The sequence below is a fragment of the Enterobacter cloacae complex sp. P1B genome (genome assembly GCF_014982345.1).
Classification (GTDB): Bacteria; Pseudomonadota; Gammaproteobacteria; order Enterobacterales; family Enterobacteriaceae; genus Enterobacter; species Enterobacter bugandensis.
The window spans coordinates 59,293-76,664 of record NZ_JADCLF010000005.1 but is presented as its reverse complement, the minus strand read 5'-3'; the positions used below and the strand labels follow the sequence as shown (position 1 = coordinate 76,664).

General features: G+C 56.3%; 19 protein-coding genes. 8 read left to right on the top strand and 11 right to left on the bottom strand.

What is annotated here, in order from left to right:
* Window positions 1-4: 4 nt before the first annotated feature.
* The 7 genes from proW to INF77_RS04585 all read right to left on the bottom strand — a co-directional run bounded on the left by proW (window position 5) and on the right by INF77_RS04585 (window position 6,899).
* The gene (gene proW / locus INF77_RS04615) at window positions 5-1,069 is read right to left on the bottom strand and encodes a glycine betaine/L-proline ABC transporter permease ProW (protein ID WP_069732788.1); all 1,065 of its coding nucleotides are present in this window, start codon (window positions 1,067-1,069) and stop codon (window positions 5-7) included.
* Window positions 1,062-2,264 carry a glycine betaine/L-proline ABC transporter ATP-binding protein ProV gene (gene proV / locus INF77_RS04610; protein ID WP_193532608.1) on the bottom strand — a complete coding sequence of 401 codons (1,203 nt, stop codon included), beginning with the start codon at window positions 2,262-2,264 and terminating at the stop codon, window positions 1,062-1,064. Before proV ends, proW begins: the two co-directional genes overlap by 8 nt.
* 332 nt (window positions 2,265-2,596) lie before the next feature.
* Window positions 2,597-3,556, bottom strand: coding sequence for a class 1b ribonucleoside-diphosphate reductase subunit beta (gene nrdF / locus INF77_RS04605; RefSeq protein ID WP_193532609.1), 960 nt, complete (start codon window positions 3,554-3,556; stop codon window positions 2,597-2,599).
* A gap of 9 nt (window positions 3,557-3,565) precedes the next feature.
* Entirely contained in the window at window positions 3,566-5,710 is a 2,145-nt protein-coding gene (gene nrdE / locus INF77_RS04600; RefSeq protein ID WP_150144955.1) for a class 1b ribonucleoside-diphosphate reductase subunit alpha, read from the bottom strand.
* Entirely contained in the window at window positions 5,683-6,093 is a 411-nt protein-coding gene (gene nrdI, locus INF77_RS04595; RefSeq protein WP_041908531.1) for a class Ib ribonucleoside-diphosphate reductase assembly flavoprotein NrdI, read from the bottom strand. Before nrdI ends, nrdE begins: the two co-directional genes overlap by 28 nt.
* Window positions 6,090-6,329: a glutaredoxin-like protein NrdH gene (gene nrdH / locus INF77_RS04590; protein ID WP_032644910.1), complete on the bottom strand. Its 240-nt coding sequence runs from the start codon at window positions 6,327-6,329 to the stop codon at window positions 6,090-6,092. The genes nrdI and nrdH overlap by 4 nt, the downstream gene beginning before the upstream one ends.
* A gap of 243 nt (window positions 6,330-6,572) precedes the next feature.
* On the bottom strand, window positions 6,573-6,899 hold the full coding sequence (locus INF77_RS04585; RefSeq protein WP_023308924.1) for a DUF883 domain-containing protein: 327 nt from the start codon (window positions 6,897-6,899) through the stop codon (window positions 6,573-6,575).
* A gap of 160 nt (window positions 6,900-7,059) precedes the next feature.
* Here INF77_RS04585 and INF77_RS04580 point away from each other — a divergent pair, with 160 nt between their 5' ends.
* The gene (locus INF77_RS04580; RefSeq protein WP_023308923.1) at window positions 7,060-7,404 is read left to right on the top strand and encodes a DUF2002 family protein; all 345 of its coding nucleotides are present in this window, start codon (window positions 7,060-7,062) and stop codon (window positions 7,402-7,404) included.
* A 32-nt stretch (window positions 7,405-7,436) separates the two neighbouring features.
* Here the strand turns inward: INF77_RS04580 and alaE are convergent, their stop codons facing one another.
* Window positions 7,437-7,886 (bottom strand): L-alanine exporter AlaE, encoded by a 450-nt coding sequence (gene alaE, locus INF77_RS04575; protein WP_028014172.1) that lies wholly within the window; start codon window positions 7,884-7,886, stop codon window positions 7,437-7,439.
* Between the two features lie 493 nt (window positions 7,887-8,379).
* Between alaE and stpA the strand changes: the two genes are divergently transcribed.
* Window positions 8,380-8,784 carry a DNA-binding protein StpA gene (gene stpA, locus INF77_RS04570; protein ID WP_041908535.1) on the top strand — a complete coding sequence of 135 codons (405 nt, stop codon included), beginning with the start codon at window positions 8,380-8,382 and terminating at the stop codon, window positions 8,782-8,784.
* 38 nt (window positions 8,785-8,822) lie between these two features.
* On the opposite strand, the gene INF77_RS04565 is transcribed toward stpA, so the two are convergent.
* The gene (locus INF77_RS04565) at window positions 8,823-9,002 is read right to left on the bottom strand and encodes a hypothetical protein (RefSeq protein ID WP_028014170.1); all 180 of its coding nucleotides are present in this window, start codon (window positions 9,000-9,002) and stop codon (window positions 8,823-8,825) included.
* 79 nt (window positions 9,003-9,081) lie between these two features.
* Window positions 9,082-9,603: a rhodanese family protein gene (locus INF77_RS04560; protein WP_028014169.1), complete on the bottom strand. Its 522-nt coding sequence runs from the start codon at window positions 9,601-9,603 to the stop codon at window positions 9,082-9,084.
* Between the two features lie 179 nt (window positions 9,604-9,782).
* Between INF77_RS04560 and INF77_RS04555 the strand changes: the two genes are divergently transcribed.
* Window positions 9,783-9,941 (top strand): YqaE/Pmp3 family membrane protein, encoded by a 159-nt coding sequence (locus INF77_RS04555; RefSeq protein ID WP_032644909.1) that lies wholly within the window; start codon window positions 9,783-9,785, stop codon window positions 9,939-9,941.
* Here the strand turns inward: INF77_RS04555 and INF77_RS04550 are convergent.
* The gene (locus tag INF77_RS04550; protein WP_028014168.1) at window positions 9,938-10,867 is read right to left on the bottom strand and encodes a LysR substrate-binding domain-containing protein; all 930 of its coding nucleotides are present in this window, start codon (window positions 10,865-10,867) and stop codon (window positions 9,938-9,940) included. The two genes, INF77_RS04555 and INF77_RS04550, sit on opposite strands and share 4 nt — an antisense overlap.
* A 319-nt stretch (window positions 10,868-11,186) precedes the next feature.
* Here INF77_RS04550 and INF77_RS04545 point away from each other — a divergent pair, with 319 nt between their 5' ends.
* The 5 genes from INF77_RS04545 to INF77_RS04525 all read left to right on the top strand — a co-directional run bounded on the left by INF77_RS04545 (window position 11,187) and on the right by INF77_RS04525 (window position 17,371).
* Window positions 11,187-11,792 carry an ankyrin repeat domain-containing protein gene (locus INF77_RS04545; RefSeq protein WP_193532610.1) on the top strand — a complete coding sequence of 202 codons (606 nt, stop codon included), beginning with the start codon at window positions 11,187-11,189 and terminating at the stop codon, window positions 11,790-11,792.
* Between the two features lie 107 nt (window positions 11,793-11,899).
* Window positions 11,900-13,441, top strand: a complete 1,542-nt coding sequence (gene fdrA / locus INF77_RS04540; RefSeq protein WP_193532611.1) for an acyl-CoA synthetase FdrA — start codon at window positions 11,900-11,902, stop codon at window positions 13,439-13,441.
* Entirely contained in the window at window positions 13,441-14,856 is a 1,416-nt protein-coding gene (locus tag INF77_RS04535) for a DUF1116 domain-containing protein (RefSeq protein WP_193532612.1), read from the top strand. The genes fdrA and INF77_RS04535 overlap by 1 nt, the downstream gene beginning before the upstream one ends.
* 11 nt (window positions 14,857-14,867) lie before the next feature.
* Window positions 14,868-16,418: a hypothetical protein gene (locus tag INF77_RS04530; protein ID WP_045260886.1), complete on the top strand. Its 1,551-nt coding sequence runs from the start codon at window positions 14,868-14,870 to the stop codon at window positions 16,416-16,418.
* Window positions 16,415-17,371, top strand: coding sequence for a carbamate kinase family protein (locus tag INF77_RS04525; protein ID WP_028014163.1), 957 nt, complete (start codon window positions 16,415-16,417; stop codon window positions 17,369-17,371). The genes INF77_RS04530 and INF77_RS04525 overlap by 4 nt, the downstream gene beginning before the upstream one ends.
* Window position 17,372 lies beyond the last annotated feature (1 nt).

Sequence of the window (17,372 nt, the reverse complement as noted above, 5' to 3'; positions counted from 1 at the left end):
TTCCTTATTTTGTAAATGGGCGGGTCAGTAACCCGACAGGGCCGGTGGTGTACCAGCGACGGTTGCCGCGACTGCGTGAATCACGACCGACAGCTTGGGTCAGGCGGTCAAGGATAATGGCGAGGATCACAATCCCGACGCCGCCGACGGTCGCCAGCCCCATGTCGAGACGGCCAATACCGCGCAGCACCATCTGGCCGAGACCGCCAACGGCGATCATCGAGGCGATCACCACCATGGACAGTGCCAGCATCAGCGTCTGGTTAACGCCCGCCATAATGGTCGGCATCGCCAGCGGAAGCTGAACCTTAAACAGCATCTGACGCGGGCTGGCGCCGAACGAGCGCGAGGCCTCGATCAGATCCGCAGGCACCTGGTTAATGCCCAGGATCGTCAGGCGAATAATCGGCGGCAGGGCGAAGATAATGGTCACCACCACGCCCGGCACGTTACCGATGCCGAACAGCATCACGATAGGCACCAGATAGACGAACGCCGGGGTGGTCTGCATCGCATCCAGCAGGGGACGAATAATCTTCGCCGCCCGCGGGCTGCGCGCCAGCCAGATCCCCATAGGCAGGCCGATGACAATGCAGAAGAGCAGGGCAGTCAGCACCAGCGCCAGGGTAATCATCGCCTGAGACCACGCGCCAATCGCGCCGATGGCAATCAGGGAGATCAGCGTGGCGACGCCCATACCCGCGCTACCGAACTGCCATGCGATCAGCGAGAACAGGATTATCGCCACGGGCGCAGGCATGCCCAGCATCAGCTGCTGGAAGCCGTTCAGGATGTAATCCACCGGGATGCGGATCCCCTGGAACACCGGGCGGAAATGGGTAACGACCCAGTCGATCCCCTCTGTCACCCAGCTGTCCAGCGGGATCAGCGTCTTGTGGAACGGATCCAAAATATTGAAATGCTCTGGCGCAGGCGCGGGTGCGCTGTTGAGCCAGTCCGCCGCGCCGCCTCCTTCGGCAGGTGCGGGCGTGGAACCCCACGCATCGGCAGATTGCGCCGCGCTGTCCGCAGCTTCAGTGGTACCCCATGGGTTTGATTGATCAGCCATTGTTTGCCCCCTCGCGATCTAAAGCCTGTAGCAGCATCCGTTTTGAGATGATGCCAACGTACTGTTGTTCTTCACCGACAACCGGCACGGCGCAAGGCGCCTGACCCACGTGAGAGAGCAACTCGCTAAGCGGCGTTTCGGCATCCACGGCAAGCGGAGCGTCAATCAACGCCGCATCGATTCCCTGGTTTTCGCTCAGGGCGGTTTTCAGAGAGTCGATGGAGACAACGCCGACAAATTTATTGCCGCGTTCAACCAGATAACCGTATTCACGGTCTTCATCCTGCAACAGCTTCAGCGCGGAGCGCGGGCCGAAGCCTGGCGTTTTTCGAATAATGCCGTTTGGCGTTCGGCGGGCAATATCTTTCGCGCTAAATACCTGGCTAATATCCACGCCGCGGAAGAAGGTGCGCACGTAATCATTCGCCGGATTATTCAGAATTTCATCCGGCGTGCCGACCTGCACCACTTCGCCATTTTGCATAATGGCAATGCGGTCGCCAATACGCATGGCTTCATCGAGATCGTGAGAAATAAAGACAATGGTGCGCTGGTGTTTGGCCTGTAATTTTACCAGCTCATCCTGCATCTCGGTGCGAATTAAAGGATCGAGGGCTGAAAAGGCTTCATCCATTAATAATATGTCTGGATTAATGGCTAACGCGCGGGCTAATCCGACGCGCTGACGCATCCCGCCCGAAAGCTCGTCCGGGTAGGCATGAGCGTAATTTTCCAGCCCTACCTGACGCAAAGCATCCAGGGCTTTTTCCTGACGTTCCTGAGCGGGCGTGCCGGCTAATTCCATACCGAAGGCGGTATTATCGAGCACCGTCATATGCGGCATGAGCGCGAATGACTGAAACACCATTGCGATCTTCTTTCTGCGCACCTCGCGGAGTTCTGCGTCTGAGATTCTGGCGATATCCACGCCGTCAATCAGCACCTGTCCGCGGGTGGGTTCAATCAGGCGATTGAGAAGGCGAACCATAGTGGATTTACCCGAACCGGATAACCCCATGATGACAAAAATCTCGCCTTCTTCAATGGCCAGACTGGCGTATTTAACGCCAAGCGACAGCCCGGTTTTTTCCAGAATTTGCTCTTTCGAAAGCCCTTTCTCAATATATTTGAATGCGCGCTGCGGGTGCTCGCCAAATATTTTATAAAGATTTTTCACTTCTAATTTAATTGCCATGCAATAGAGAGTGTCCTGTTATTTGTTTATGTCGATATGATTACCATGGTAAATTGTTAACGGGCATAACCCTAACATACTGAGAATCTGAGACAACCCTGAGTTGGCCTGACGCCGGAATTTTGCTGCAAGCGAAACGGCTGAATTTCCCATGAATAAAGGGCTGAGGGCGGTTTGAATTTTTCTCAATTTTTTGCTGCTGCGTCGGGAAATTCGCCTGAATCGGTGTGAATCAGGCGAATATGACGGGGAAATTACAGTGTAGTGCCTGGTGAAATAGTGGTGTGGAAATAATGAGATTTATATTTAATTAATGAACGTTAATTCATACATTAAAAATCCCAATCCTCATCTTCTGTCTCCACCGCTTTACCCATCACGTACGACGATCCGGACCCGGAGAAGAAATCGTGGTTTTCGTCCGCATTGGGCGACAGCGCCGCGAGGATCGCCGGGTTTACCTCCGCCATCTCCGGCGGGAAAAGCGCGTCGTAGCCCAGGTTCATCAGCGCTTTGTTCGCGTTGTAGCAGAGAAACGCCTTCACGTCCTCTTCCCAGCCCGTTCCGGCGTACAGCTCTTCGGTATAGCTCAACTCGTTGTCATACAGATCCATCAGCAAATCGAGGGCGAAACCTTTGAGTTCCTCGCGTTTTTCCGGGCTGACTTTCTCCAGCCCTTTCTGATACTTATAGCCGATGTAATAACCGTGCACCGCCTCGTCACGGATAATGAGGCGAATCAAATCGGCGGTGTTGGTGAGCTTGCCCCGGCTCGACCAGTACATGGGCAGCCAGAAGCCGGAATAGAAGAGGAAGGATTCCAGGAACACGCTGGCGATCCTCTTCTTCAGCGGCTCGTCGGCGCGGTAATACTCCAGCACCAGTTCCGCCTTGCGCTGCAATGACGCGCTCTCTTCACTCCAGGCGTAGGCCGCGTCCACGTCTTTGGTCTGGCACAGCGTCGAGAAAATCGAGCTGTAGGAGCGGGCGTGCACCGCCTCCATAAAGCTGATGTTCGACATCACCGCCTCTTCGTGCGGCGTCAGCGCGTCGCTCATCAGCGCGGGCGCACCGACGGTATTCTGAATAGTGTCCAGCAGCGTCAGACCGGTAAAGACGCGGATCGTCAGCTGCTGTTCGGCGTGGCTCAGCGTCTGCCAGGCTGGAATATCATTGGAGAGCGGCACCTTTTCCGGCAGCCAGAAGTTGCTGGTCAGGCGGTTCCACACCTCCAGGTCTTTATCGTCCTGAATCTTGTTCCAGTTAACGGCACTCACGCGTGACAGTTTCATCCTTTCTCCTTACAGCGCGCAGGACACGCAGCCTTCGATTTCGGTGCCTTCCAGCGCAAGCTGGCGCAGGCGAATGTAGTACAGCGTTTTGATGCCTTTCTTCCAGGCGTAAATCTGCGCTTTGTTGATATCCCGCGTGGTGGCGGTGTCCGGGAAGAAGAGCGTCAGCGACAGCCCCTGGTCCACGTGCTTCGTGGCCTCGGCGTAGGTATCAATGATTTTCTCCGGGCCGATCTCGTACGCGTCCTGGTACAGCGCCAGGTTCTCATTGGTCATAAACGGGGCAGGGTAGTAGACGCGTCCGGTTTTGCCTTCCTTACGAATCTCAATCTTCGACACGATCGGGTGAATGCTCGACGTGGCGTGGTTGATGTAGGAAATCGAACCGGTTGGCGGCACCGCCTGCAGGTTCTGGTTATAAATGCCGTAGCGCATCACGTCGTCGCGCAGCTGCTGCCACATCTCGCGCGTCGGCAGGGTAATGCCGGCGCGGTCAAACAGCGCGCGCACTTTTTCGGTTTTCGGCTGCCAGTCGCCTTCCAGATACTGGCTGAAATACGCCCCGCTGGCGTAGCGCGACTGCTCAAAGCCTGCGAACCGCTGGTTGCGCTCGCGCGCCAGCATCATTGAGGTATGCAGCGCATGCCAGGTGACGGTGTAGAAATAGAGATTCGTGAAATCCAGCCCTTCCGGGCTGCCGTAGGCGATGCCTTCCCGTGCCAGATAGCCGTGCAGGTTCATCTGCCCCAGGCCGATGGCGTGCGACGCGGCGTTGCCCGCCTCGATGGACGGCACGCTGCGGATGTGGCTCATGTCCGATACCGCCGTCAGCCCGCGAACGGCAGTTTCCACCGTGCGGCCAAAATCCGGCGAATCCATGGTGTGGGCAATATTGAGCGATCCGAGGTTGCAGGAGATATCTTTGCCGATCTCCGCGTAGTCCAGGTTTTCGTCGTAAGCGGAGGCGCTGTTGACCTGCAAAATTTCCGAGCACAGGTTGCTCATGTTGATGCGCCCGGCAATCGGATTGGCGCGGTTTACCGTATCCTCGTACATGATGTACGGATAGCCGGATTCAAACTGAATTTCCGCAAGCGTCTGGAAGAAATCGCGGGCGTTGATGTATTTCTTGCGGATGCGATCGTCTGCAACCAGCTCGTCATAAAGCTCGCTTATCGCCACGTCGCCAAACGCTTTGCCGTAGATCCGTTCAACGTCATACGGCGAGAAGAGCGCCATGTCGGCATTCTCTTTGGCCAGCTTAAACGTGATATCCGGGATCGTCACGCCGAGCGAGAGGGTTTTGATGCGGATTTTTTCGTCGGCGTTTTCACGTTTGGTATCCAGAAAACGCAGAATATCCGGGTGGTGCGCGTGCAGATAAACCGCGCCCGCACCCTGGCGTGCGCCAAGCTGGTTGGCGTAGGAGAAGGCATCTTCCAGCATCTTCATCACCGGAATGACGCCGGAAGACTGGTTTTCGATGCGTTTGATCGGCGCGCCCGCTTCCCGCAGGTTCGAGAGCAGAAACGCCACGCCGCCGCCGCGTTTGGAAAGCTGCAGCGCCGAGTTCACCGCACGGCCAATCGACTCCATATTGTCTTCGATGCGCAGCAGGAAGCAGGAGACCAGCTCGCCGCGCTGGGCTTTACCACAGTTGAGAAACGTCGGCGTGGCGGGCTGGAAGCGGCCGGAGAGGATCTCCTCCGTCAGCCGTTCAGCCAGCGCTTCATCGCCCTGGGCCAGCGTCAGGGCCACCATCACGGTGCGATCTTCAAAGCTTTCCAGGTAGCGTTTGCCGTCGAAGGTTTTCAGGGTGTAGCTGGTGTAATACTTCCATGCGCCAAGAAACGTCTGGAAGCGAAAACCGCTGGCGTGCGCACGTTCAAACAGTCTTACCACGAAGGGACGATCGTAGCGGGCCAGGACGCGCTCCTCGTAGTAGCCCTCGTTAACCAGATAGTCGAGACGTTCATTCTGGCTTGCAAACGTCACGCTGTTGGGCCGCACGTGGGCGGCGAAAAAAGCCTCTACCGCCTCGCGATCTTTGCCAAACTGAATGCGCCCCTCCCGGTCATAGAGGTTAAGCATCGCGTTTAATGCGTGGTAGTCCGGCGTCGCCTGAATTACCCGTTCTGCGGTTGTCGTTGCCAAAATTCGTTCACTCCTTTACGCACGTTTTCTACGTCCTGCTGTGTCCCCATCAGTTCAAAACGATAGAGATACGGCACGCCGCATTTTTGAGAGATGACATCCCCGGCGCGGCCAAAGGCATCGCCAAAATTACGATTGCCCGCCGCGATCACGCCCCGAATCAGTACCCGGTTATGAGGATCGTTCAGAAAGCGGATCACCTGGCGAGGTACTGCTCCTGCCGTACCGCCGCCGCCATAGCTGGGCACCACCAGAATGTAAGGTTCGTCTACCTGAATGCGCTCCCGCTCGTTGAGCGGAATACGCACCGCAGGCAGCCCGAGGCGCTCAATAAAGCGGAGCGTGTTTTCTGAGCTGCTGGAGAAGAAGACCAGCCCACTCATGCACGCGTGGCCTGAGCGCTCAGGCGATTAATCATGTCCGGGCGAAAGCCAGACCAGCTGGTATCACCGGCAATGACCACCGGAAGCTGACGAAATCCCTGTTCGCGCAGGGTATCCGCGGCATCGGGCACCAGGTCGATATTTACCATCTCAAACGCCACGCCGCGGCTCTCCATCGCCCGTTTGGTGGCGTGGCACTGAACACAATCGTTACGAGTGTAAATAATAATGCTCATGATTCGTATTTCCATTTAGAATGAGAAAACGGCGCGAGTTAACGCGTCATAGAGTGTGTGTCTTTCTTAAGGGAATACTAGATGTAGTCGAGAAAAGATTCAACCATACAAGATATGGGAAATTCAGATTAATGTTGCCCTGATGATGAGCTCAGCGGGGCAGGGCGGGCTGTACGGGTTTTTCAGGATTACAGGCATAAAAAAGCCCCGGCGCCTGAGGCTACCGGGGTTGAGAATGCGGGCTTACTTACGCAGGCTGAGCAGGGCTCCGACAAAAATGCCGACCGCCGCGACGGTTCCCAGCGTACACAGTGGTTTTTCACGTACGAAGGTCGTAGCACAGCTTGCCATGTCGCAGGCCGCCTGCGTAGCGCGTGAACGTCCGTTCATACGGGCGCGGGTTTCACGGAGCAGAGACTGAGCCTTACGTTTCGCAGCATCTGCTTCATCCTTCGCATCGGATCCCCAGGATTTCAGCACTTCCTCAAGCGTGTCCGCTAATTGGCTGACATCATTACGAATATCCTGCGCGTCGTCGTTAATATCGTTTCGGTTCGGTCTGTTAAACATACGATCCTCCGTAATTTTGTGTTCCCGTTTAGTTTAGTTCAGAAATTTAATATCTGAAGCGCGTCACGCGTTATCCGCCAGTTTATGGACTATTCTGAAAGCCCTGCTAATGCTGATTACTGTAAGGTTGCCGGGCAGGAAAAGATAACGAGGAAAAGATATGTATTTACGACCTGACGAGGTGGCACGCGTTCTTGAAAAAGAGGGATTCACCATGGATGAGGTGACGCCAAAAGCGTATGGATATCGCCGCGGCGAGAATTATGTTTATGTTAATCGTGAAGCCAGGATGGGACGTACCGCTCTCATTATTCACCCGACGCTGAAAGACAGAAGTCTGTCATTTGCTGAGCCTGCCTCGGATATTAAAACCTGCGATCACTATCAGCAATTTCCGCTCTATTTAGGCGGTGAACGGCATGAGCATTATGGTATTCCGCACGGTTTCAGTTCGCGTATGGCGCTGGAGCGGTTTCTGAAGGGACTGTTTGGCGACGTACAGTAAATCTGCGACTGGCTTTCGCCAGTCGCTTCACATTACGCTTTTACCTGGCCGTACTGGCTGACCTTAAACAGGCGGCGGCAGTAGTCGAGGAAATAGCCGTATACCGCACCCATCAGCATTGATACCACGATATTCGAACTGACCGCTGCGGCGATCTGGTGCCAGTCCGCGCCCACTGTCAGGAGAATAGCCACGTATACCGGCGACTGGAACGTGACGTACGCCAGCACGTCGGCAAGATTTTTCATCCAGCCCGCCGGGCTGATGCGGCGCGCGAAACGCATAACGGCATCGCGGTACAGCCCGTAAGGCCATGCGATAATAATATTGACCGGGATCGCCACCAGACGAGAAGAAAGTGACTGCTCGAAGGTCATTCCGGAGAGGAATATTTCAATCAGCATGTTCACAACGGAACAGTAGACAACCATCGCGAAAGTATCCGCCACCGCGTGGCGCAGGCGAGATTGCGGCGAGAACATGTCTGAACTCCTTGAGAAGAACGCAGTGGAATCGGTTTTCCTTCAGCGGCTAGTGCTTTAGGTTGGTTTGTTTGAGGTGTATAGCGTATATCTCTATGTTTGAACTAACAACTAGTGATTAATTTTTATTTACTCGCCTTTTGTCCACAAAATTCTCTAAAATCGGTTGTTTTTTATCCGGTTCGTTATAATCTGTCTCATCAAATGTTTTACTTATATAAATCAGTGTCTTAGGTGTTTTGCTTTTGACGCAGAAATCCACTCCCCTGATGAGAGCGCAGTATGCTGTGATTTGGATTAAAGTTGACCATTTATATTGATTTGGTGATTAGATCTACGTGTTTCCCGCCAATGCTATGCGCTATTATTAACGGCGATATTTAAATATATTTACATTTATGCCCGTTTGGACCTTTGGGTAGATATTTCAACTGAAATGAATTATTCTTGGGGCGATTTATCTATTTACCCCAAAGAAAAGGTTTTCAATAATATGTCTTTGACGTTACAGAATCTTAATAATATCCGAACCCTGCGCGCGATGGCGCGAGAATTAACCTTGGACGTTCTTGAGGAAATGCTGGAAAAGGTCAGGGTCGTTACTGAAGAAAAACGCAATGAGCTGGCGGAATTAGAGCAGCAGCGCGCTGAACAGCAGGAAAAAATTAATACCCTGCTGGAACTGATGAAAGCCGATGGTATTTCTCCGACTGACCTGCTGGGTTCAGAACTGGCGCAGGCGGGTAAACCGACTAAAAAGCGTAAACCGCGTGAAGCGAAATATCGCTTTATTGACCAGAACGGTGAAGAAAAAACGTGGACCGGCCAGGGCCGCACGCCGAAGCCTATTGCCAGCGCGCTGGCAGAGGGTAAATCACTGGATGATTTTCTGATCTAATACGTGGACCGGGCGGAACAAGCCGCCCGGTTGTCTGTTCAGCAGACGCCGAAATCACCTTCTTCGGTATACGGCGCCAAATCGGCCGCTTTCAGCGTATATTTCTCGCCTTGTTCATTGCTGGCCTGTACCGCCACCACGTTTTCACCGTTCACTTCGAGCACTTTCAGCTTTGGGCCGCCTTTTAGCGGTTGCACATAATCACCGACAGAAAACATATAACCTCCTCATCGTTTTAGCGATCTTCACCTTAGCCGACGTCTGATGTCGGGTACAGCGTAATTCATTGATTACTGCTTATGAGGTATGACGGTTCCACGGCATCACTTTCAGCAACCGTGCCATACCGCAAAAACCTGTCACACCGGCGAACAGCAGCCCGGCACCGACGAAACCGCTCAGCAGGAAAAAGCCGCTGGAGACGCTATAACCCAGCACCACGCCGCAGAGGATCAGCAGCCCGGCGGCAATTTGTACCTGCCGCATCAGCGGGAGCGGCTGGGATTTATCTTCAACGGTCAGCAGCCCGGCCTGCTTCCAGCCCTGAATGCCCCCCTCAACCACGAAGGCCTGAGCCGGCAACGCTGCCTGCGCAAGTCGCGCAGCATTGTTTGATGTCCGTGTCCCGGACTGACAGTGGAAAATCACCGTTTCACCAGGGGCAGCGTTGAGCCCGCCGGGTAAAGAATCCAGCGGTATGGAGCGTGCTGCCGGAATATGCTCGCGGGCATACTCATCGGGATCGCGAATATCAATCAGTTTTGCGCCTTCTTTAATAAGCGCGTTCGCCTGCTGTGGCGAAATAAGAGAAAGAGACATGGTGTTTCCTTACGGTCAATTTATGAGTAGTAGAACATTTAAGGAAGGGCTTAAGCCAGTGTAAAGAGGGTAAAGGCAGGTAAAAGCGCGAGAGACGAATGGCAGTAACCCGTAAACTGGCTATGCTTAGAGAAATGTCTCTTTTTAATTTTCAATTGGTTAGCTTGCACGGAGTGATTATGGGTTTTTGGCGCGTTGTTTTTACGATTATTCTCCCGCCGCTGGGCGTGCTGCTTGGCAAGGGACTGGGCTGGGCGTTTATTCTGAACATCCTTCTGACCATCCTGGGTTACTTCCCGGGCCTTATCCACGCGTTTTGGGTGCAGACGAAAAACTAAGCACGCCACAGTAAATCACTGTATATACCGGTTAATACGCCTTCCGGGCCAAACTGCTGTTTGATCCAGCGCGTCACCTGGCCGGTCGCCGCATGCTGCGTGGCGAGCAGCATGCGCGAGTCCTGACGCGGATTGTTAATACGCCGCGTGATGAGCAGACCGTCTTCCATCGCTTCTCTTGCCATGTATTCCGGCAAAAAGCCAATCCCTTCCCCCAGAATCTGGCACTGGCACTTGGTGTTGAAATCCGGCACCAGAATCGCCTCCTGCCCGTGCAGCAGCCAGCCGACCTTCTTGTTGATGGTATGCGCTGTATCTTCCACCATGATGTTGGGGTACAGGCGCAACTGGCTCTCCGCTATCGGTTCGGGAACAAAGGCGAGGGGATGTTCCGGCGCGATGGCAAACACCCAGCGAATGGCGCCAATTTCGGTGTAATCAATCCCGCCGCCGTCCAGCAGCGTATCCGGCGCGCCAATCGCGATGTTGGCCTGATTGTTGATGATCGAATCCCAGACGCCGTTATACACCTCGGTCGTCACCGTGATCTGGCAGGTGGGAAACTGCTTTTTCAGCACCTGCAGCAAACGCGCGGTATGGCGCGGCGTATACAAGAGCTGATTAATGCAGATGCGCACTCGCGCCTCGATGCCCTGCGAAATGGTATCAATCCCGCGCTTGATGGCGTGGAAGTCATTCAGCAGATCGGTGGCTTTACGGTAAAAATAAAACCCGGACTCCGTCAGCTCGATGCTGCGCGTGTTGCGCACAAACAGCACCACATCCAGCCCGGTCTCCATGCGCTTAATGGTGTAGCTAATGGCGGAGGTCGTCACACCCAGCTCGGCGGCGGCTTTGCTGAAGCTGCCGAAGCGTGCCGCGGTGGTGAAGGCCAGCAGGTTCTCTTCGGTAAAGATGGAATTCATATCACAACATCCTCAGCCATCAGTTTTGAACATATTTTAACAGCGCCGTTACATCATATTTGAAGTGTGTCACAGTTCTGACTATTTACGCGGAGCCGCGTCCTGCAAGGCTTTTACAACCATAAGGATAATGCTGCCTGAGGCGCTAAAAAACGGTAAACCATAAGAAAAAGGTTGCACAGACGCACGTTTTAGCCTGACTGTTGAATTTAACTCAATAATGAATTGCGTGTCGATGAATCATTTTTAAGCGGATTCTTTTGTGACCAGGCTGTTGCTATTCTCAGGTCATCAGAAGTGAAACATTGGGAGACTGAATATGTCTGCAAACGCACTCGTTACGGAATTTCTGCTGGCGGCAGAAGAGGGCAACATCGACGCGCTAAAAGCCTGCCTGGATAACGGCGTGGATATTAACGCCACCAACCGCCAGAAAAGAACCGCCATTATTATTGCCAGCCTGAAAAAGCATTATGCCTGCGTGGAATTTTTAATTGCCGCCGGCGCGGATATTGATAAACAGGACCAGACCTGTTTTAACCCCTTCCTGATAAGCTGCCTGACTAATGATTTAACCCTGCTGCGCATCGTTCTTCCGGCGAATCCGGATCTCGACCGTCTGACGCGCTTCGGCGGCGTGGGCATTACCCCTGCCAGTGAAAAAGGCCACGTTGAAATCGTGCGCGAGCTGCTGGAAAAAACCGATATTAACGTCAACCACACTAACTTTGTCGGCTGGACGCCGCTGCTGGAAGCCATCGTGCTGAATGACGGCGGCGCAAAGCAGCAGGAAATTGTGAAGCTGCTGCTGGACCACGGCGCGAATCCGCACATGACCGATAAATACGGCAAAACCCCGCTCGAACTGGCGCGGGAAAAAGGCTTCGATGTAATAGCCGACCTGCTGCTGGCGGCGGGCGCATAACGCATTCGGCCAGCCACGTCCGGCTGGCCGTTAATTCAAACAGTATTTTTACCGACGTGCATTCTGCGCGACGGCGGCCCCCTTTTATCCGTATTCAGGAGAAAACAATGCCAACCAAAATCGTCATAAAAAAGAACACGTATTTCGATTCGGTTTCCTTAATGTCGGTTTCCACCAAAGCCAATAAATTGCCGGGCGTCGAACAGGCGTTTGTGGCAATGGCGACGGAAATGAATAAAGGCGTTCTGAAAAATCTCGGGCTGCTCACGCCGGAATTAGCGGAAGCCAAAAATGGCGACCTGATGATCGTGATTAAAGGCGACGCGGCGAACGATGAAACGCTGGGGGAAATAGAAGCTTTATTTACCCATAAAGCGAGCAGCGGCACCCATGAAGCACGCTACGCGACGATTGCCAGCGCCAAAACTCATCGCCCGGACAGCAACCTGGCGGTCATTTCCGTCAACGGCACCTTTGCCGCCCGCGAAGCGCGTCAGGCGCTGGAAAACGATCTTAACGTCATGCTCTTTTCCGATAACGTGTCGCTCGACGACGAGCTGGCGCTGAAGCAGCTGTCGCATGAGAAAGGGCTGCTGATGATGGGGCCTGACTGCGGAACCGCCATCATCAACGGTGCGGGGCTGTGCTTCGCCAACGCGGTGCGTCGCGGGCCGATTGGGATTGTTGGCGCCTCCGGCACCGGCAGCCAGGAGCTGAGCGTGCGCATTCACGAGTTCGGCGGCGGCGTGTCGCAGCTGATCGGCACCGGCGGGCGCGATCTCAGCGAGAAAATCGGCGGCCTGATGATGCTCGACGCCATCGACATGCTTGAGGCGGATGAGGGCACCCGGGTGATTGCGCTCATCTCCAAGCCGCCTGCGCCAGCGGTGGCAGAAAAGGTGCTGGCCCGCGCCAGAGCCTGCCGCAAGCCGGTGGTTGTTTGCTTCCTCGGCCGCAGCGAACCGCCCGCCGATGAAGACGGCCTGCAGTTTGCGCGTGGCACCAAAGAGGCGGCGCTGAAGGCGGTGCTGCTTACCGGCATTAAAAAAGAGTCTCTGGATCTGCATCCGCTCAACTGGCCTTTGATTGAAGAGGTGCGCGCCCGCCTGACCCCACAGCAGAAGTACATTCGCGGCCTGTTCTGCGGCGGCACCCTGTGCGACGAAGCGATGTTTGCCGCGCTGGAGAAGTTCGACGATGTCTGGAGCAATATCCAGCCCGATCCGGCTAAGCGCCTGAAGGACATTAGCGTCAGCCAGGCCCACACCTTCCTTGACTTCGGTGACGACGACTTCACCAACGGCAAACCGCACCCAATGATCGACCCGACCAACCGCATCAGCCGCCTGCTACAGGAGGCGCGCGATCCGCAGGTGGGCGTCATCGTGATGGACTTCGTGCTCGGCTTCGGCGCGCACGAGGATCCGGTGGGGGTGATGATCGACGCGATCAAAGAGGCACAGGCGATCGCGAAAGCCGATAACCGTCCGCTGGAGATCCTCGGCTACGTGCTTGGCACCGACCAGGATCCGCAGTCGCTGGCGCAGCAGTGCCAGCGGCTGACCGACGCAGGCGTCATCTGGGCCAGCAGCAGCACCAACACCGGATTACTGGCACGCGAATTTATCTGCAAAGGGGAGAACGCATAATGACCACTTTATTCAACCAGCCGCTTAACGTCATTAACGTCGGCATTGCGATGTTCAGCGACGACCTCAAAAAGCAGCACGTTCCCGTGACCCAGCTCGACTGGACGCCGCCGGGGCAGGGCAACATGCAGGTGGTAGAAGCGCTCGACCAGCTGGCAGAGAAACCGCTGGCGGAGAAGATCGCCGCCGCGAACAAAATCGCCCTTGAGCGCATTATCCAGTCTCACCCGGTGCTGGTGGGCTATGACCAGGCAATTAACGTAGTGCCGGGCATGACCCGCACCACCATTCTGCACGCCGGTCCGCCCGTCGCATGGGAAAACATGTGCGGCGCGATGAAGGGCGCGGTTACCGGTGCGCTGGTATTTGAAGGGCTGGCGACGGATCTGGAGAACGCGGCAAGGCTGGCGGCTTCAGGCGAGATCACCTTCTCGCCGTGCCACGAGCACGACTGCGTGGGCTCCATGGCGGGCGTCACCTCCGCGTCAATGTTTATGCACATCGTTGAGAACAAAACCTACGGCAACCGGGCGTTCACCAACCTCAGCGAGCAGATGGCGAAGATCCTGCGCATGGGGGCTAACGACCAGAGCGTGATCGACCGCCTGAACTGGATGCGCGACGTGCTCGGCCCGATGCTGCGCGACGCGATGAATATCATCGGCGAAATCGACCTGCGCCTGATGCTGGCCCAGGCGCTGCACATGGGCGACGAGTGCCACAACCGCAACAACGCCGGCACCACGCTGCTGATCCAGGCGCTGACGCCGGGGCTGATTCAGGCGGGCTACCCGGTGGAGCAGCAGCGCGAGGTGTTTGAGTTTGTCGCCAGCAGCGACTATTTCTCCGGCCCGACGTGGATGGCGATGTGTAAAGCCGCGCTGGATGCCGCTCACGGCATTGAATACAGCACCGTCGTGACTACCATGGCGCGCAACGGCTACGAGTTCGGCCTGCGCGTTTCCGGCCTGCCGGGGCAGTGGTTTACCGGTCCGGCGCAGCAGGTGATTGGCCCGATGTTCGCAGGCTATAAGCCGGAAGACTCCGGGCTGGACATTGGCGACAGCGCCATCACCGAAACCTACGGCATCGGCGGCTTTGCGATGGCGACGGCACCGGCCATCGTTGCGCTGGTGGGCGGCACGGTGGAGGAAGCCATCGACTTCTCGCGCCAGATGCGCGAGATCACCCTCGGCGAGAACCCGAACGTCACCATTCCGCTGCTGTCGTTTATGGGCATTCCAACCGCCATCGACATCACCAGAGTGGCGGGCAGCGGCATTCTGCCGGTGATCAACACCGCCATTGCCCACAAAGACGCGGGCATCGGCATGATTGGGGCGGGCATCGTTCACCCGCCGTTTAGCTGTTTTGAAAAGGCGCTGTTGACCTTCCGCGATCGCTACGTTCTATAAGGTATGCATCCATGAAAAACATGAAACTGGAGTGGAAAAGAGGTGACTGGGCGGCCTATTTCGGGTTGATGACCAACAACCTGACTAATTTGCTGACCATGATGGGGTTGCTCATTTTTGTCGTCGGCATCCCGAAGGAGATTGTTTATGGACGCATCGCGCCGGCCTTCGGGCTGGCGGTGCTGGTAGCGAGTTTATGCTACACATGGTTTGGTCTGCAAATGGCGCGCGCCACCGGACGTACGGACGTCACCGCGCTGCCGTCCGGCCCGAGCGCACCCTCGATTTTTACCGTGACCTTCCTGGTCCTGATGCCCGTCTACCAGCAAACCGGTGATGCGGATTTCGCGATTCAGATTGGCCTGGTGTGGTGCTTCGTGGAAGCGATGATCCTCGCGGGCGGCTCGTTCCTGGGTGAGACCATCCGCAAGATGATCCCGCGTACCGTGCTGCTGTCGTGCCTGTCCGGTCTTGGCCTGCTGCTGCTGGCGATGAACCCGATGTTGCAGGCGTTCGAAGCGCCCACCGTGTCGTTCATCGTTCTGCTGCTGATCTTCATTAACTGGTTCGGTAAAAAGCCGATTTTCGCCAAAATCCCGACCGGCCTGCTGCTGCTGATTGCCGGAACGGCGCTGGCGTGGATTTCCGGACTGCAAAGTCCGGATGCCATCAAGGCGTCCATGTCATCCTTCGGCTTTAACCCGCCGGAAGTGCACGTGGACAGCTTTATGCAGGGCCTGCCGCACGCTCTGCCTTATCTGGCGTCCGCCGTACCGCTGGGGCTGGCGAACTACATCTTCGACCTGGAGAACATCGAAAGCGCCCACGCAGCGGGGGATGAGTACCCGACCCGCAAGGTGATGCTGGCGAACGGCCTGGCTTCCATGCTCGGCTGCCTGATGGGCAACCCGTTCCCGGTCACGGTCTATGTGGGCCATCCCGGCTGGAAGGCGATGGGGGCGAGCATCGGCTACACGCTGGCGTCCGGCGTGACCATGTTCATCGTGCCGCTGTTCGGGCTGGGGGCGTTTATGCTCGCCATCATACCGATGACCGCTATCGTGCCGATTCTGGTGTTTATCGGCGTCGTCACCGCCAACCAGGTGGTGCGGGAAACGCCGAAAGTGGAGGTGCCCGTCATCTTTATCTGCCTGTTCCCGTGGATCGCTAACTGGGCGCTGACCATGATGAACAGCGTGATGAGCGCGGCGGGAACCAGCGCGGCGAAAATTGGCACCGACGTGCTGCACAGCAAAGGGATCTACTACGAGGGGCTGATGCACCTCGGCAACGGTGCGCCGCTCGCCAGCATGCTCTGGGGCTGTATCGCTATCTTCGCCATCATTAACAAACCGCTGCGCGGGGCCGTCGCCGCCGCAGGAGGCGCGCTGCTGGCGCTGTTTGGCGTGATCCACGCGCCAGTGGTGGGCTTTGCCGAGGGCAGTTCCCTGATGTTCGTCACGGCCTACCTGATGATGGGCGGCATGTTTGTGGTGAAGCATTTCCTCGACAGCCGAGAAGTTGCGAGCGCTGAAGTTACTGTTGCGAAGGAAAACGTATGAAAGAGCTTATGGTCGTCGCCATCGGCGGCAACAGCATTATCAAAGACAACGCCAGCCAGTCGGTTGAACATCAGGCGCAGGCGGTCAAAGCGGTGGCCGAGTCGGTGCTTGAAATGCTGGCCTCCGACTATGACATCGTCCTCACCCACGGCAACGGCCCGCAGGTGGGGCTGGATCTGCGCCGCGCCGAGATCGCCCACGAGCGGGAAGGGCTGCCGCTGACCCCGCTGGCAAACTGCGTGGCGGATACCCAGGGCGGTATCGGCTATCTGATCCAGCAGGCGCTCAACAACCGCCTGGCGGCGCGTGGCGAGCAAAAGGCGGTCACGGTCGTCACCCAGGTGGAGGTGGATAAAAACGATCCCGGCTTTACGCACCCGACAAAACCGATCGGCGCGTTCTTCAGCGAGGCGCAGCGCGACGAGCTACAGCTCGCGCACCCGGACTGGCATTTTGTCGAGGATTCAGGCCGGGGCTATCGCCGCGTGGTGGCCTCGCCCCAGCCGCTGCGCATCGTCGAGGCGGATGCGATTAAGGCGCTAACGCAGAAAGGTTTTGTGGTCATCGGCGCGGGCGGCGGAGGCATTCCCGTGGTGCGCAGCGAGCAGGGGGATTATCAGAGCGTGGATGCGGTTATCGATAAAGATCTCTCCACCGCGCTGCTGGCCCGTGAGATTTGCGCCGACGTGCTGGTGATAACCACCGGCGTGGAGAAAGTCTGCGTTAACTTCGGCAAGCCAGACCAGCAGGCGCTGGACACCGTCAGCGTGGCACAGATGACGCGCTACATGGACGAAGGACACTTTCCGGCGGGCAGCATGCTGCCCAAAATCGTCGCCTCGCTGGCATTTTTACGCCACGGCGGCAGGCGCGTGATCATCACCTCGCCGGACTGCCTGCCCGCGGCGCTGCGCGGTGAAACGGGTACCCACATTGTTAATGAAGGAAGATAAG

What these genes read in the sequence shown, in the direction of transcription:
- proW (WP_069732788.1), bottom strand. Translation starts at nt 1,069, where the DNA reads ATGGCTGATCAATCAAACCCATGGGGTACCACTGAAGCTGCGGACAGC.
- proV (WP_193532608.1), bottom strand. Translation starts at nt 2,264, where the DNA reads ATGGCAATTAAATTAGAAGTGAAAAATCTTTATAAAATATTTGGCGAG.
- nrdF (WP_193532609.1), bottom strand. Translation starts at nt 3,556, where the DNA reads ATGAAACTGTCACGCGTGAGTGCCGTTAACTGGAACAAGATTCAGGAC.
- nrdI (WP_041908531.1), bottom strand. Translation starts at nt 6,093, where the DNA reads ATGAGTGGGCTGGTCTTCTTCTCCAGCAGCTCAGAAAACACGCTCCGC.
- nrdH (WP_032644910.1), bottom strand. Translation starts at nt 6,329, where the DNA reads ATGAGCATTATTATTTACACTCGTAACGATTGTGTTCAGTGCCACGCC.
- INF77_RS04585 (WP_023308924.1), bottom strand. Translation starts at nt 6,899, where the DNA reads ATGTTTAACAGACCGAACCGAAACGATATTAACGACGACGCGCAGGAT.
- INF77_RS04580 (WP_023308923.1), top strand. Translation starts at nt 7,060, where the DNA reads ATGTATTTACGACCTGACGAGGTGGCACGCGTTCTTGAAAAAGAGGGA.
- alaE (WP_028014172.1), bottom strand. Translation starts at nt 7,886, where the DNA reads ATGTTCTCGCCGCAATCTCGCCTGCGCCACGCGGTGGCGGATACTTTC.
- stpA (WP_041908535.1), top strand. Translation starts at nt 8,380, where the DNA reads ATGTCTTTGACGTTACAGAATCTTAATAATATCCGAACCCTGCGCGCG.
- INF77_RS04565 (WP_028014170.1), bottom strand. Translation starts at nt 9,002, where the DNA reads ATGTTTTCTGTCGGTGATTATGTGCAACCGCTAAAAGGCGGCCCAAAG.
- INF77_RS04560 (WP_028014169.1), bottom strand. Translation starts at nt 9,603, where the DNA reads ATGTCTCTTTCTCTTATTTCGCCACAGCAGGCGAACGCGCTTATTAAA.
- INF77_RS04555 (WP_032644909.1), top strand. Translation starts at nt 9,783, where the DNA reads ATGGGTTTTTGGCGCGTTGTTTTTACGATTATTCTCCCGCCGCTGGGC.
- INF77_RS04550 (WP_028014168.1), bottom strand. Translation starts at nt 10,867, where the DNA reads ATGAATTCCATCTTTACCGAAGAGAACCTGCTGGCCTTCACCACCGCG.
- INF77_RS04545 (WP_193532610.1), top strand. Translation starts at nt 11,187, where the DNA reads ATGTCTGCAAACGCACTCGTTACGGAATTTCTGCTGGCGGCAGAAGAG.
- fdrA (WP_193532611.1), top strand. Translation starts at nt 11,900, where the DNA reads ATGCCAACCAAAATCGTCATAAAAAAGAACACGTATTTCGATTCGGTT.
- INF77_RS04535 (WP_193532612.1), top strand. Translation starts at nt 13,441, where the DNA reads ATGACCACTTTATTCAACCAGCCGCTTAACGTCATTAACGTCGGCATT.
- INF77_RS04530 (WP_045260886.1), top strand. Translation starts at nt 14,868, where the DNA reads ATGAAAAACATGAAACTGGAGTGGAAAAGAGGTGACTGGGCGGCCTAT.
- INF77_RS04525 (WP_028014163.1), top strand. Translation starts at nt 16,415, where the DNA reads ATGAAAGAGCTTATGGTCGTCGCCATCGGCGGCAACAGCATTATCAAA.